A 14,651-nucleotide genomic window follows, 5' to 3' on the forward strand; every position below is an offset into this window, starting at 1 on the left:
ATGACGGTTGGAATGAAACAGAATTTGCCTGGCGGCGATAGCGCGGTGGTCCCACCTGACCCCATGCCGAACTCAGAAGTGAAACGCCGTAGCGCCGATGGTAGTGTGGGGCTTCCCCATGTGAGAGTAGGGAACTGCCAGGCATCAATTTATACAGGTGCGCTGATATGGCTCAGTTGGTAGAGCGCACCCTTGGTAAGGGTGAGGTCCCCAGTTCGACTCTGGGTATCAGCACCAGTTATTTGGGTTAATGTTCGGCTTAAAAAAGAATTTACCTGGCGGCGATAGCGCGGTGGTCCCACCTGACCCCATGCCGAACTCAGAAGTGAAACGCCGTAGCGCCGATGGTAGTGTGGGGCTTCCCCATGTGAGAGTAGGGAACTGCCAGGTTTCAATTAAGACAAAATGCCATCCTGTTAAGGATGGCATTTTGTTTATTTCTATTTCAGGATAGTAAACTCTCCCTTTTACCTGAATAGACTCGCCTATCTTCTTATTAACCCATCTCATAATGACATCCTGTTTGTTACTGCTTTATTTATCCGTGTTTCTGTTAAGGATAATAAAGGCACGACTTGCGTTGTTACATTAATAAATTATTACAATCAGGAACTTTTTGCCTCAGAGTTTAAGTGCTGCTTTACTATAGCGGGCATCGTTTTATGCTCGGAAAAACAGGAGAATAAAATAGGATGACTGATCTAACGGAAAATGCGAAAGATACGCGTCAGCGTATCCGAGCTATAGTTGGCGCTTCATCGGGGAATTTGGTTGAGTGGTTTGATTTTTATGTTTATTCCTTTTGCTCAATCTATTTTGCCCATATCTTTTTCCCTTCGGGAAATACCACCACTCAATTACTACAAACAGCAGGGGTTTTTGCAGCAGGCTTTTTAATGAGACCGATAGGCGGTTGGCTTTTCGGTTACATTGCAGACAAGCATGGTCGTAAAAATTCAATGCTAATTTCAGTCTGCATGATGTGTTTTGGATCCCTGGTTATTGCATGTTTACCTGGGTATGAAACCATTGGCACCTGGGCTCCCTTTTTACTGTTATTAGCCCGTTTATTTCAGGGGCTTTCTGTCGGTGGGGAATACGGTACTAGCGCAACATATATGAGTGAAGTTGCCGTTGAGGGAAGAAAGGGTTTCTATGCTTCTTTCCAATATGTCACGCTGATTGGCGGTCAACTGCTGGCGCTGTTAGTCGTTGTGATATTACAACAGATTCTGAGTGATGAAGATTTGCGTGCGTGGGGATGGCGTATTCCTTTTGCTCTCGGCGCTATTTTGGCGATTGTTGCGCTTTATTTACGTCGCTCTTTGAATGAAACGTCTGATAAAACGACTCGCGGACACAAAGATGCTGGCTCGCTTGCGGGTTTGTGGAAACATCGCCGTGCCTTTATTACCGTACTGGGTTTTACGGCCGGTGGTTCTTTAGCTTTTTATACGTTTACCACTTACATGCAAAAATATCTGGTGAATACGGCAGGAATGGATGCGAAAACGGCTAGCGGGTTAATGACCCTCGCATTGTTTATTTTTATGCTGCTACAGCCGTTCTTTGGTGCGATGTCGGATAAGATTGGCCGTCGTAGTTCAATGCTCTGTTTCGGCGGACTTGCGGCACTGCTGACCGTTCCCATTCTGACTGTACTGCAGAGTGTGACGAGCCCTGTCATTGCTTTCTCATTGGTGATGCTTTCGCTGATTATTGTCAGTTTCTACACGTCCATCAGCGGCATTTTAAAAGCAGAAATGTTCCCACCTGAAGTCCGAGCATTGGGCGTAGGCTTATCTTATGCCGTTGCTAATGCGTTGTTTGGTGGTTCGGCTGAGTATGTTGCACTTTCGCTGAAATCATTTGGTATGGAAACGGCTTTCTTCTGGTACGTATCAGTGATGGGAGCGATTGCGTTTATTGTGTCATTGACGCTGCATCGCAGAGGCAAGGGGATGAAGCTTTAGTTTTCAGACAATTGCCATAACGCATAGCCGGTGGTTGCACTGGCTACATCCCAAAATGACAATAAAAAACCTCGGCTTCCGAGGTTTTTCAAAGTATAGCGTGAGTTTTAGAGAATACGACTTATGAGTCGATCGATACGGATGCGGCGCAAACGTCGTATCAGCTTGCGGACTTTCACTGGATATTGCGCAATGCTCTCCAGTTCCATATAGCTTTTTACGACGTGAGTATGCGTCCTGATCGTGTCCAGCTCGTCCAGACGTTGCTGCAATAGAACCTTCTGAGGATCGTGAATCAGGATGGCATTTTCCAGATCCAGACGCCATGCTCGCGGGTTAAGGTTATTCCCCGTCAACAGCTGCCACTTGTCATCTACCCACATACCTTTCAGGTGGAAGCTGTTGTCACCGTCTTTCCATAGCCGCACAACAAGCTGCTGATTCTCAATGTAGCGCTCCAGACGACTCAGAAAACGGCGAAGGTTGATCTCATAGAGATACGGTAACGCGCCGATGATTTTGAAAGGCTGGTCTTCTGGAATATAGAAATCGTTAGCAGTCTTATCGCCGATAATAATTTCTACTTTTTTACCATCACGCAATAGCCGGATTATATTTCTCACCAGCAGTGCTGGCAGGTTGAAATAGGGAGTACAAATAACCAGATGCTCATCAGCGCAATACATTAGGTGATGTATGGTCTTATTCAGCGGGCTTTGTTTCCCTAGCCCGACCAGTGGCGTGACGGTTAATTCGTTTGCGTCCGCGCTGTGTTCCGGGGCTTGATAATTGGCAGTACGCAACGTTTGGCGGAACTGCTTAATATCATTTTTGATTTCCAGACTCTTGGGGCGATCGGTATGATCCAACCGCTGTACTGCCGGAGCCGATAGCATGGTCTGGATATATTGCACCATCGTCTCGGCCAATGCCGGATTATGAATCAGCTGATAGCGGTCATAACGGTATTTCTGATGTTGGTGCAGATAAACATCATTCAGGCTGGCCCCGCTGTAGATAACTGTGTCATCGACAATGAACCCTTTCAGGTGCAGCACGCCCAAGGCTTCACGCGTGTTGACAGGAATACCATAGATAGGGAAATGCGTGTCTGGATGTTTTTTCGCCATATCGCAATACCAGTCAGCATTGGTATTTTCTGCCGCTGCGCCGATTCTGCCGCGCTGAGCACGATGCCAGTCTACCAGAACGCGGACATCCAGCTCTGGGCACTGCCGTTTGGCTTCATAAATTGCGGATAGAATCCCCATGCCGCCATCATCGCGCTCAAGATACAACGCCACGATATAGATGCGTTTTTTAGCACTCAGAATGGCGTTAATCAGCGTCGTGCGGAAAAGCTCAGGCGAATGCAACGTCTGAACATCATCAGCGTTCTGAGGAATTCTGGGCAGTTGTGCAAGGTGCTGTTGATATTTATTGCGTTTAAAATTTGACAGCATCACAGTGCGATTCTTCTCTCATTAGTTTATACCCACCATACTTCGAGCTGTACTAGGGTATATGACCTTCTGGTCATTATCAAAAGTTAAGGAGTAGCCGAATGGGCGATAATACCATTACTTTCCAGCTGTTGTGAGTCTGTTTTGCCATTGAATGGGTATCACAATTCCCGTTGCACGAGCCATGTCACGTCGTGCTATCAATTCTTCAGCGGCAATTCCAGTGTCACAATTCCCTCTTCTAATTGTACGTCGATGTGAAAACCGAGCTTTTTGGACAGCTGTATCATGCCTTGATTATGCGGCATAGTGATGCCAGTCAAACGAGAGAGACCATGCGCTTTGGCGTAATCAATCAGCTTTTCCAACAGGCGTCTGCCAAGGCCCAGCCCTTTTAGATCGGAGCGAACCAGCACGGCGAATTCCGCATCCGTATTATCCGGATCGGAAATCGCACGCGTCACGCCAATAATCTCCGTCTCCTCACCGAGCTGGCGCACGGCAACGAATGCCATCTCACGATCGTAGTCAATTTGTGTCATATTGGCTAAGTCTTCGTGAGTAAATTCATTAATTTCGCTGAAATAACGGTAATACAGGTCTTCTTTTGTCACTCTTGCAATGAACGAACTGAGCAGCGGTTCATCTTCCGGCAAAATTGGCCGGAACAGACAACCATCACCATTTTTGAGGGTAACTGTTTCTTCCAACTCATGCGGATAAGGACGAATTGCCAGCCTTGATTGCGGATCGCCACTGAACGGCGCCAGATGTAGCGTGACATCCAGCAGCGTAAATGTATCCCCGGATGCCAGCAGAGGATGAATGTCTAGCCGGGAAATTTCAGGGCAGTCGAGAATCAGGTTGGAAACCTGAACCAGCAAGCGGCTGAGTGCGGGAACGTCCAGCGGACGCAGCGCGCTGTACTCCCGAATTTTGCCGCCTTTCACCGCTTGCAGCACCAAATAGCGGGCTAGCGTCATATTCAACGGAGGTAGGGCGACGGCAGCCTGTTTTTCTCGCCACTCAACGCCACCTTCCCCTAGCATAATCAGTGGGCCGAAAACGGGGTCTTGCTCGACGGCAATCCTGAGCTCCTGCGCACCGGCGCGATTTGCCATGCTCTGCACCAGCAGGCCGTAGATGCGTGCCTGTGGATAGGTGCGCTTCACTCGGTCAAGAATGGCATCTGCCGCCTGCTGGACTTCTCTGGCGGTTCGCAGGTATAGCATGACGCCCTGAACTTCCGATTTATGCGGAATATCTGGCGATCTCAGCTTAATCGCGACCGGATAGCCAATTTGTTCGGCGATATGGACGGCTTCTGCGCTGTCGCCAGCAATCCATGTGGGTAACGTATCCAAGCCGTAGGCTTGCAGGATCGGCTGAACTTCATGCGTGTCGAGCTGCGTCACGCCGTCTGATAGCGCCTGATGAATCAGCGCATGTGCCTGACTGGCGTTGATGCCTAAATTCAGCGGCAGCGCCGGGGTTTCCTTTAGCTGTTTCTGATTACGTCGATATTCGACGGTATGCATAAATGCTGTAACCGCGCCTTCCGGCGTGCGATAGGTCGGAATGCCCGCGTCGTTAAACAAACGTCGTGCTTCCTGCGAGGAGAATTCGCCGCACCAGTTGGTCAGCAGCGTAATTCTTTTCCCACGCGGATGCTGTTGGAAGAGCGTGATCAACTGAGATGCACTATCGGTGCCGGGAGCCGCGGCACTGGGCGCGTGAATGATTAAGAGTGCATCGACTTCATCGCTGTCCAGTAATACTGAAACCGCTGCCAGATAGCGAGCCGCGGTCGCATCATCACGCAGATCGAGCGGATTGCCGATAGTGACGGTTGGCGGTAGCGCTTCCTGTAGCGCTTGTCGGGTCGCCTCGCTGAGCTGTGCTAGCTTGCCTTGTCGGCTGAGGAGCTGATCCAGCGCCTGTGCTGCGGGCGATGCGCCATTGCTTACTAGCATCAGGCGTTCACCGCGCAGCGGCCGCAGGTGGCTTAAGGTTTCCACCGCGGAAAAAAGCTCATGCGTATCCCGTACCCGCAGTAAGCCTGCGCGTTGAATTGCCGCGTCATAGGCGGCATCCAGACCGTGGCGCTGGTCATTCAGCAACTGCTGTGCCTGCTGGCTACGCCCGCTTTTGATCACCAGTATCGGTTTATTTCGGGACGCGCTACGAGAAGCGGAAAGAAAGCGGCGCGCATCGCTGATGTGTTCCAGATGCAGCAGAATCGCACTAGTTTTGCCATCGCGAGCCAGAAAATCTAACAGGTCGTCGACATCGATATCCAGACTGTCGCCCAGAGCGATGAAATAGGAAAAGCCAATACCGCGCTGCTGCGCCCAGTCCAGTATCGTGTTGGACACGGCGGCCGACTGCGAAATAAATGCCAGCTTGCCTTTCATAATCGGTACAGGGGAGAAACTGGCATTCAGGCCTTGCCAGGGCGCGAGTAGCCCGAGGCTATTAGGGCCAAGTAGACGCATGTGGTAGCGTGCAGCGCAGGCCTTTAATTCGCTGAACTGGGTCGGTGGTGCGGAGAGGATGATGACCGTTTTGCAGCCTTTCTGTCCCAGATCGTCTAACAGCGTGAGATTACGGCTGGCGTTGGTGCAAATCACGGCAAGGTCGGGCGTCATGGGCAGGCTGGCAACAGTCGGATAGGCTAGCACGCCGCAGACCGCACGATATTTCGGTGTAACAGGCAGCACGGGGCCGCTGAAATGGCCGTCCAACAAATTTTTCATCATCAGAAAACCGGCTCTTCCCGGTTTTTCGGACGCGCCGAGAACGGCGATAGACTTAGGGCGTAACAGTGCTTCCAATCCGCGCTGGCTCATGCGTCACTCCTTTAGATCAATCCCTTTTGATACTAAACGCTTTCTGCCGTTTGTGCTGTGACGATGGGTAAATTTTCCCGCAAGCTGTGGTGTGATTTCCCCGCCAGATAGTGTCGTCGGAAACGGTCAAAATGCTGTGATAGCGCGTCGGCCGCGACGATATCCCCCGCCTGTGCGAGCAGGGCGATGGCAATCTCGGCGGTACAGTGTTGTCCTGCGCTGCTGGCTTCACGCAGTTGATAGCGGGAAAGTGCCTCTACATTCAGCGACAGGATCGGCAGGTTGTCCAGATAAGGGCTTTTGCGGAACATTTTACGCGCTTCCGGCCAGGTTCCGTCGAGTAAGACAAATAGCGCGGGCTTTTCCGTTACGGGAAGCTGGTGAAACACCTGACGTCCTTCTTCCGCTGCATCGGCAAGGAAAACCAGATACGGCTGAACGTCCGGGTTTTGCAGAGTGGCCAGCAATTCGGGATCGGGCTCGGTGCGTGACCAGCGAAACGCCTGCGTCTCAGGGAGAATATCGGCGATAAGACGTCCGGTATTGCTCGGCTTTAACGGTTCGGTATCAAACATTACCAGACAGACGCGGCTGCGGGACTCCTGCGCCTGAATGGTGTGACACAGGCAGTTGGTTGCGGGTAATAAACACTGCTGGCAGCGTACTACGCGGCAGCCACGGGCGCGAAACGGTTTGGTTGACTGCTCAAGACGTTGCTGGCGCAGACGGAGTACGGCATTGTCCATGAGGGGACGGTTGACCATTAAAGGATGGTTGAGCATGAAATAGATGGCGCCATGAGATTCTGCAACGAACCTGCTTCGTTTTCATCATTGAGAAGCTGATTCAGAAAGGCGACATTCTAATCGACAGGCGGGTTGACCAAAAGGGTAGGAGACAATAATACCTACGCTCCTACCCTAATTCTCTATAGTGATTCGTCCAGCCAGCTCTCGAACTGTGCTTTTGGCAGCGCGCCGTTAAGGATGTCGACCATCTGGCCCTGTTTAAAGATCATGAGGGTTGGAATGCTGCGGATACGGAAACGTGCGCTGAGTGCTGGTTCGGCTTCGGTATTGACCTTAATAAAGCGGACTTTCCCGCTACGCTCTTGCGCGACATTTTCAAACACCGGGGCGAAGTTGACGCAGGGGCCACACCAAGGGGCCCAGAAATCGATCACAACGGGAAGATCGTCCTGTAACAGCTTATCGAGCGTCGCTTCTGTGGCATTGGTAACGTCACCGCTGAATAAGGTTTCTCCACAACGACCACACTTTGCATGGTCATCAACACGCTCTTCTGGCAGGCGATTGGTTGTTTGGCAAGATCCACATACCGTATTCATAACAGGGCCTCAGATAAAAGGGCTAAAATAAAGATGTCGCTGATAAAATGCGCGCAATGCGGCATTGGAAAGTCAGCAATATGTTGCTTAAGCGTGAATAAATTATGGTGGGGAGACATTATGGCAACAACGTGGTTTGCCCAATAGCTACAATAGCTTCTGACTGTTAGCGCTCTTTTACCACAAGCGTGTGGCTAAGCGGGTGTACATAAGGTAATCTTCGCGCCCAGCGCGTAGGTGGAGAGAACAATGAGCGATTCATTCAATAGTAAAAGCGGCAAAGTCCGTGTGATGTACGTCCGCAGTGATGATGAGGGCGAGAAAGAGAATAAAAACAAGCGCCCTGCTGAAAGAGATCGCCGTGGCGATCGGCGTGATGGCGGCGGCTCTCGCGATCAACGCGAAAAGCCGAAGCATCCACGTGATGTTAACCCGCGCTATGCCCGGGAAAATCCGTCCCGCGACGGCGATAGCAATGCGAAATCGCCGTGGGGCAATAAAGATCGTAATGAACGCAGCGGTGATAAGCCTCGCCGGCCGCGCGGTGACGATACCGGTGGTTATGAATCACCGTGGAAAACCGTGTCCCGTGCGCCAGGCGACAGCGAAACGCCGGACCATGGCGGTATCACAGGCAAGAGCCATATCGATCCTGAGCAACTGCGTCGCCAGCGTCAGGAAGAAACACGTGTCTACGGCGAAAATGCCTGTCAGGCGCTGTTTAAAAACCGTTCTGAAGTGATCGTTCGAGCCTGGTTCCTGCAAGAAGTGACGCCGCGTTTCCGCGATGCACTGCGCTGGATGGCGGCAAACCGCAAGGCTTACCATGTCGTGGAAGAGGAAGAGCTGATTAAGGCTTCCGGCACCGAGCACCACGGCGGCGTGTGTTTCCTGATTAAAAAGCGTCAGGGAATGGATGTGCGTGAGTACCTGAAAACGGCTGGCGAGCAAGACTGTGTACTGGCGCTGGAAGATGTGGGTAACCCGCACAACCTCGGCGGCATTATGCGCAGCTGCGCGCATTTCGGTGTGAAAGGCGTGCTGGTGCAGGATGCGGCGCTGCTGGAATCCGGTGCAGCCGTACGCACGGCAGAAGGCGGTGCGGAACACGTTAAAGCGATCAACGCTGACGATTTCCTGTCCGTGTTGACGGAGTTCCGTAACGCAGGCTATACCATCGTGACCACGTCCAGCCATAAAGGCACGGCATTGTCGCAAGCGACGCTTCCGGCGAAAACCGTGATCGTGCTGGGTCAGGAAGGTGATGGTCTGTCGGATAGCGCTTGGCAGCAGGGGGACGTGAAAGTCTCTATCGGCGGTACCGGTAAGGTTGAAAGTCTGAATATTTCCGTCGCTACGGGCATTTTGCTGTCCGAGTGGTGGCGACAGAACCAGGCCTGATAGTACGCGTCAACGCTCAGGGAGAATGGGCTCCCTGAGTCGGTGTAACCACGGATGAGAGAACGATTAATGAAGCAGAAAATTATCGCGGTATCGTTACTGTTGGGTACATTGCTGGTAAGCGGTTGCAACTCGCTGCCGCGCTCGTCCGCTGCCGCTGCAACAGCCGCTGATGCGTGTCAGATTGGCGACAAACAGGTGCAGACCACGCTTTATTTTGGTTTGAATCGTCCCGCTGGCCCGGTGATTTCAGATGCCGAGTGGAAAGCCTTTTTGGATGGTGACGTTACGCCACGCTTTAAAGACGGGCTGACGGTGTTTGATGCCAAAGGACAATGGCTGGGGAATGATGGCGTGGTTGCCCGAGAGAACAGCAAGGCGCTGATGTTGATTCACGGCCCCGATCGGGAGCGTGATATTGAAGCGTTGCGTACGACCTACAAATCACGTTTCGCACAGGAATCCGTCATGCGGATTGATGCACCCGTCTGCGTCGCGTTCTGATTTTTCATCAGCCCCTGAAACGGGGCTGATGATTTTCAATATATAAATATTACAGCACCAATCCCGCCACTGCCGCAGACAGTAAACTCACCAGCGTAGAACCATAAACCAGCTTCAGGCCGAAGCGCGATACCACATTGCCCTGTGCTTCATTCAGCCCTTTGATGGCGCCCGCGATAATGCCGATTGACGCGAAGTTAGCGAAGGAGATCAGGAACACGGACAAAATGCCCAGTCCGCGTGGCGACATCTCTGCTGCGATCTTCTTCAATTCGATCATGGCAACAAATTCATTCGCCACCAACTTGGTCGCCATGATGCTGCCTGCGTTCAGAATATCGGAAGACGGAATGCCGATAAGCCACGCCAGCGGTGAAAAGACATAGCCCATAATCGACTGGAAGCTAATGCCGAAGATGGTGCTGAACAGTGCATTCACGGCGGCAATTAACGCCACGAAGCCAATCAACATCGCCATAATAATCATCGCCACTTTAAAACCGGCAAGAATATATTCCCCCAGCATTTCAAAGAAGCTTTGGTCTTCATGCAGCTTTTCCAGTTTCAGTTCTGGTTCGTCGTCAGGCTGATAAGGGTTGATAATCGACAGAATGATAAAGGTGCTGAACATATTCAGAATCAGCGCGGCGACGACGTATTTAGCGTCCAACATGGTCATGTAGGCGCTGATAATCGACATGGATACGGTCGACATTGCTGTTGCCGCCATCGTGTACATCCGACGTGGCGACATGTCGGCGAGGATGCCCTTATAGACGATAAAATTCTCTGACTGCCCGAGCATTAGCGTACTCACGGCGTTAAACGACTCCAGTTTCCCCATCCCGTTTACTTTGGACAGCAGCGTGCCGATACCTTTGATAATAAACGGTAAAATTCGCCAGTGCTGCAAAATGCCGATCAGCGCAGAAATAAAGACGATAGGGCAGAGCACATTGAGGAAGATAAAGGAAAGTCCCTGCGCGTTCATCCCGCCGAACACAAAATCGGTGCCTTGATTAGCGAAAGATAATAGCTTTTCAAACAAACCGGCAAAGGCGCTAATCGCGTTAAGCCCGATGCTGGAATGTAAAAGGGAATAGGCCAGCAAAATTTCAATCACCAGCAGTTGCACAATAAAGCGCAGTCGGATGCGTTTTCTGTCGTGACTGACGAGCAGTGCCAGCAAAAAGATTGCCGCCGTTGCCAAAATGAAATGTAAAACCTGTGACATAGAAGAACCACTTAATCCCCGAATAAAAGAGGCGCATTGTAATCGGAATGTGAAAATATGTTTATCCCGAATCTGTAAATCCTTATTCGCTACCGCGCTATAAGGATGGCGAGACGTATTCGAATAATCAGGGGACGGTGGAAAGGGTAAAAGAGGGTTCCCCTTCGGCCAGTTGCTGACGGAAGGGGACAGAAAGCTTACGGCGAGTTAGTGCGCGCCACCGCCTCCACCGCCAGTGGTAAAGGGCGGTTTAGCGAACCAGACCAGCACCAGAAGGACCAGAAATACGGCCGCTGCGGCCCAGAATATTTCGTTGGCAGAAATAATCAGTCCCTGTGCGGTAATCTGCTCTGCGATGTAGGCTGAGGCCTGCGTTTGGCTCATTCCCATCGCCTGAAGCTGCTGGTACGTTTCCTGCGCTATCGGATTATAGGGCGTGATAGATTCCGTCAGGTGCGCATGGTGCAGCGATTCGCGCTGTGTCCAGAGCGTGGTGGTTAGCGACGTCCCGATCGATCCTGCCAGCGTCCGGGTAAAGTTCGACAGACTTGATGCTGCTGCCAAACGCTCCGGCGGTAGCCCGGACAGCGTGATGGTGGTCAGCGGCATGAAGAAGCAGGCGACGGCAAACCCCTGAACGAACTGCGGCCAGGCCGATGCGCCGAAATCCATGCCCGGCTCAAAGGTGTACGCGCGCCAGTAAAAACAGACGGCATACATGATAAAGCTGAACGTCACCAGTTTGCGCATATCCAGACGCGGTGCGAATCGACCGATAATCGGCGACAGTAACACTGGCATCAGCCCAACCGGTGCGGATGCCAGCCCAGCCCAGGTGGCGGTATAGCCATACACCTCCTGTAACAGCTGCGGCAAGAGCACGATCGCCCCGAAGTAAAACATATAGGCGAGGCTGATACATAGACAGCCAATGGTGAAGTTGCGCGATTTAAACAGCGACAAGTCCACCACTGGGTGGTCGTCCGTTAGCTCCCAGACAATCAGGAAGGCGATCGCAATCACTGCCACCACGGTCAGGGTGATGATTTCTGTCGAGTTAAACCAGTCCAGCTCTTTGCCCCGGTCGAGCATCATCTGAAGGCTGCCGATACCGACAACCAACAATGCCAGCCCGATGGTGTCGATGGGCTTGATCTCGGTTTTGGTTTCCCGCCCGCGTAGCGTTTGCATGGCAATAAACACCACGGCGATGCCCAACGGAACGTTGATGAAGAATATCCAGCCCCAGTGGTAGTTGTCGCTAATCCAGCCGCCCAGAATCGGGCCACAGATCGGCGCGACGACCACGGTCATCGACCATAGCGCCAGAGCGATGCTGCGTTTGGCGGGGGGATAATTGCTGAGCAACAGACTTTGTGACAGCGGGATCAGCGGCCCGGCGACAATCCCCTGCAAGACGCGGGAGAAAATCAGCATTTCCAGGCTGGTGGACATTCCGCACAGCCAGGATGTCAGGGCGAAGAGTGCCGTTGACCATAAAAACAGGCGGACTTCCCCAAACCGTTTGGCCAGCCAGCCGGTAATAGGAATAGAGATGGCGTTGGCGACCCCGAACGAGGTGATGACCCACGTTCCCTGTGAGTTGGACGCACCCAGATTACCGGCGATAGTCGGAATAGCGACGTTGGCGATGGTGGAGTCCAGCACCTGCATAAACGTTGCCAGCGACAGAGCAACGGTCATCCAGGCCAGACTGGCACCTTTAAGCGGTTCTCTCTGCACGTTTCTCTCCTGCCCGATTAACCGGCGTTCGCCTGAATAATGGCGCTGATTTCCTGATTAACAGGCGTGAGATCCAACGTCAAAGCATCACTTTGGTAGGCTGGCGTGGTGCGTGAGGTTTCTGCTAACGCGCTGCCTTCCGTATTGGCGGTATCGACATTAACCAGTGCGGACAGACCGATACGCAACGGATGTTCGGCAATCTGCTTCGGATCGATCTCAATACGCACGGGCAGGCGCTGAACGACCTTGATCCAGTTGCCAGTTGCGTTCTGAGCGGGCAGCAGAGAGAACGCGCTACCGGTCCCCATATCAAGGCCGACTACTTTTCCTTGGTACACGACATCGTCACCGTAGATATCCGCGATCACGGTAGCCGGTTGGCCGATGCGCATATTGGCTAACTGCGTCTCTTTGAAGTTCGCATCGACCCACAGGTGATTGGCTGGAACCACGGCCATCAGTGCTGACGTCGAAGAGATACGCGCGCCAATTTGCACGCTACGGCGTGAGACATAGCCGTCAATCGGGCTGACGATTTTGGTGCGCTGTAGCGCCAGCCAGGCATCGCGCATTTCTACGGAGGCTTGCTGTATGGCGGGTTGCTTCTCAAGCGGCGTATCCAGAATCATTGCCTGATTCGCCTGATATTGCTGTCTGGCGACTTCCAGCGCGGCTTTGGCGGTCGCGACGGCATCGCGAGCATGCTGCACTTCTTCACGCCCGATGGCATTGGCGCTGCCCAGCGCTTCCCGGCGGCTCAAGTCACTTTGTGCCTTGTTCAGCTCGGTTTGGCGTAACTCAATATTAGCCTGATACTGCTTACTGTTGATGATCAACTGGTGTGTCTGACGTACGCTATTGGCCAGTCCGGTTTTCGCGCGTTCAAACGTCTGCTGAGCATCAGTAGGATCCAGCTCCACCAGAATCTGTCCCTGCTTAACGAAATCGGTATTATCGACGTTAACATGGGTGACGCTGCCGCTGACCTGCGCCATGATCTGAATCTGATTACCGGCGACGTAGGCGTCGTCGGTACTTTGGTGGTGCCTGAGAATCAGATACCAGTAAACCAGCCAGACACAGCCCAGCGCGACGAAAATAAACGTTAGCAGTGATAGCACACGCTTACGTTGCTGTTTCTTGTTTCTTTGTGGCGTCTGCGGCACCTGATTTTCCACACTTTCACTCATGCTGTTCTCTCTCTTCTTATTTTCTTTGTATCGGCTATCGCACCAGACACAGCAGCCTGGCGATAGTCGCAATGAATTCATATTGCTGTGCGGCTCGGGGGAGTCTTCAGAGTCCCCACCCGAGGCGTAGGATTGCCGTTTCGCTAAGTAACGGAAAGGTCATGCGTATTTTTCGCAGCAAAAAAACCTCTGCTCCGATACGCACGTATCAGGTCATTCCGGGTAAAAAAGGTACTGGCTATGATTTTTTGTTGTTCTTCTGCTATGCGTTGCCGAAATCGTCCATTTCATCCAGCCGAACCAAGAGCTTTCTCATCAGGCTTTCGAGCTGTTTTTGCTCACCAGATTCAAGTACCGAACAGAGCACATGGAGGCTGTGGTGCTGTGGTGGAATCAACTGGCCAAGAAACGCTTTGCCTTCTTCTGTCAGATGTAGGTGCAGGCAACGTCTGTCACTGCTGCTCTCGCGTCGTTCAATCCAGCCCCTTTTCTCCAGATCGTCAGCGATGCGCGTTGCATTGGTGCGCGACGATCCCAGCGCTGCACTGAGCTCTGAAGGCTGAATGCTATAAGACTCTTGAGATTCCAGCGTCAGCAATGCCATGAAGAGGGTTTCATTGATGCCCTGTTCTTTCAGCATTCTGTTTCTGTGTTCCAGGATTTTGCCCTGTACGTGCATGAACAAACGCAGCAGTAATACTTCCTGACGCGGGAAGTCGGGTTTGCGTGAAGCTCGTAGATCGAGCATTTGTTCTATAGGTGTGAATGAACTGTCCATTTCTTATATAAACCTCATTAATCACGATGTGCATAGTAACTAATGTTACTAAGTGGGTAAACGGCATTCAGGTGGGAAATTGTGCTTATTTCTGTGACAGAAAGTAAGCGGAGAATAGCTGAAATAAAGAATAATTAACTGCTTACTTTATTTAAATCAAAATCT

General features: G+C 51.9%; 11 protein-coding genes, 1 tRNA gene and 2 rRNA genes. 6 read left to right on the plus strand and 8 right to left on the minus strand.

Annotation, left to right across the window (positions count from 1 at the left end):
• Positions 1-27 precede the first annotated feature (27 nt).
• The 4 genes from rrf (JFY74_05520) to JFY74_05535 all read left to right on the plus strand — a co-directional run bounded on the left by rrf (JFY74_05520) (position 28) and on the right by JFY74_05535 (position 1,973).
• Positions 28-143: ribosomal RNA gene (rrf, locus tag JFY74_05520) — 5S ribosomal RNA — on the plus strand.
• An 18-nt stretch (positions 144-161) separates the two neighbouring features.
• Positions 162-237 (plus strand) — tRNA-Thr (locus JFY74_05525).
• A gap of 37 nt (positions 238-274) precedes the next feature.
• Positions 275-390, plus strand: a 5S ribosomal RNA gene (gene rrf, locus JFY74_05530).
• A gap of 302 nt (positions 391-692) precedes the next feature.
• Positions 693-1,973 carry an MFS transporter gene (locus tag JFY74_05535; GenBank protein QQG29509.1) on the plus strand — a complete coding sequence of 427 codons (1,281 nt, stop codon included), beginning with the start codon at positions 693-695 and terminating at the stop codon, positions 1,971-1,973.
• Positions 1,974-2,080: 107 nt separating this feature from the next.
• Here JFY74_05535 and pssA read toward each other — a convergent pair whose 3' ends face one another.
• The 4 genes from pssA to trxC form a co-directional block, all read right to left on the minus strand.
• Complete coding sequence (pssA, locus tag JFY74_05540) at positions 2,081-3,436, minus strand: CDP-diacylglycerol--serine O-phosphatidyltransferase (GenBank protein ID QQG30457.1); 1,356 nt, start codon at positions 3,434-3,436, stop codon at positions 2,081-2,083.
• Between the two features lie 200 nt (positions 3,437-3,636).
• Positions 3,637-6,285: a bifunctional acetate--CoA ligase family protein/GNAT family N-acetyltransferase gene (locus JFY74_05545; protein QQG29510.1), complete on the minus strand. Its 2,649-nt coding sequence runs from the start codon at positions 6,283-6,285 to the stop codon at positions 3,637-3,639.
• A gap of 32 nt (positions 6,286-6,317) precedes the next feature.
• Positions 6,318-7,049 carry a DTW domain-containing protein gene (locus JFY74_05550; GenBank protein QQG30458.1) on the minus strand — a complete coding sequence of 244 codons (732 nt, stop codon included), beginning with the start codon at positions 7,047-7,049 and terminating at the stop codon, positions 6,318-6,320.
• Between the two features lie 164 nt (positions 7,050-7,213).
• A complete protein-coding gene (gene trxC / locus JFY74_05555) occupies positions 7,214-7,633 on the minus strand; it encodes a thioredoxin TrxC (protein QQG29511.1) in 420 nt (139 codons plus the stop codon).
• 249 nt (positions 7,634-7,882) lie between these two features.
• Between trxC and JFY74_05560 the strand changes: the two genes are divergently transcribed.
• Entirely contained in the window at positions 7,883-9,034 is a 1,152-nt protein-coding gene (locus tag JFY74_05560) for a tRNA/rRNA methyltransferase (GenBank protein ID QQG29512.1), read from the plus strand.
• A 69-nt stretch (positions 9,035-9,103) separates the two neighbouring features.
• A complete protein-coding gene (locus tag JFY74_05565; GenBank protein QQG29513.1) occupies positions 9,104-9,538 on the plus strand; it encodes a DUF3574 domain-containing protein in 435 nt (144 codons plus the stop codon).
• 49 nt (positions 9,539-9,587) lie between these two features.
• Here the strand turns inward: JFY74_05565 and JFY74_05570 are convergent, their stop codons facing one another.
• The 4 genes from JFY74_05570 to mprA form a co-directional block, all read right to left on the minus strand.
• Positions 9,588-10,772, minus strand: coding sequence for a NupC/NupG family nucleoside CNT transporter (locus JFY74_05570; GenBank protein ID QQG29514.1), 1,185 nt, complete (start codon positions 10,770-10,772; stop codon positions 9,588-9,590).
• Between the two features lie 207 nt (positions 10,773-10,979).
• Positions 10,980-12,515, minus strand: a complete 1,536-nt coding sequence (emrB, locus tag JFY74_05575; protein ID QQG29515.1) for a multidrug efflux MFS transporter permease subunit EmrB — start codon at positions 12,513-12,515, stop codon at positions 10,980-10,982.
• Positions 12,516-12,532: 17 nt separating this feature from the next.
• Positions 12,533-13,708, minus strand: coding sequence for a multidrug efflux MFS transporter periplasmic adaptor subunit EmrA (gene emrA / locus JFY74_05580; protein QQG29516.1), 1,176 nt, complete (start codon positions 13,706-13,708; stop codon positions 12,533-12,535).
• A gap of 262 nt (positions 13,709-13,970) precedes the next feature.
• Entirely contained in the window at positions 13,971-14,486 is a 516-nt protein-coding gene (gene mprA / locus JFY74_05585; GenBank protein ID QQG29517.1) for a transcriptional repressor MprA, read from the minus strand.
• Positions 14,487-14,651 lie beyond the last annotated feature (165 nt).

Source organism: Pectobacterium carotovorum, from assembly GCA_016415585.1.
Lineage (GTDB): Bacteria > Pseudomonadota > Gammaproteobacteria > Enterobacterales > Enterobacteriaceae > Pectobacterium > Pectobacterium carotovorum_K.

Excerpts from the sequence above, each read along its gene's own strand:
- JFY74_05535 (QQG29509.1), top strand. The coding sequence starts at position 693 with ATGACTGATCTAACGGAAAATGCGAAAGATACGCGTCAGCGTATCCGA.
- pssA (QQG30457.1), bottom strand. The coding sequence starts at position 3,436 with ATGCTGTCAAATTTTAAACGCAATAAATATCAACAGCACCTTGCACAA.
- JFY74_05545 (QQG29510.1), bottom strand. The coding sequence starts at position 6,285 with ATGAGCCAGCGCGGATTGGAAGCACTGTTACGCCCTAAGTCTATCGCC.
- JFY74_05550 (QQG30458.1), bottom strand. The coding sequence starts at position 7,049 with ATGGTCAACCGTCCCCTCATGGACAATGCCGTACTCCGTCTGCGCCAG.
- trxC (QQG29511.1), bottom strand. The coding sequence starts at position 7,633 with ATGAATACGGTATGTGGATCTTGCCAAACAACCAATCGCCTGCCAGAA.
- JFY74_05560 (QQG29512.1), top strand. The coding sequence starts at position 7,883 with ATGAGCGATTCATTCAATAGTAAAAGCGGCAAAGTCCGTGTGATGTAC.
- JFY74_05565 (QQG29513.1), top strand. The coding sequence starts at position 9,104 with ATGAAGCAGAAAATTATCGCGGTATCGTTACTGTTGGGTACATTGCTG.
- JFY74_05570 (QQG29514.1), bottom strand. The coding sequence starts at position 10,772 with ATGTCACAGGTTTTACATTTCATTTTGGCAACGGCGGCAATCTTTTTG.
- emrA (QQG29516.1), bottom strand. The coding sequence starts at position 13,708 with ATGAGTGAAAGTGTGGAAAATCAGGTGCCGCAGACGCCACAAAGAAAC.
- mprA (QQG29517.1), bottom strand. The coding sequence starts at position 14,486 with ATGGACAGTTCATTCACACCTATAGAACAAATGCTCGATCTACGAGCT.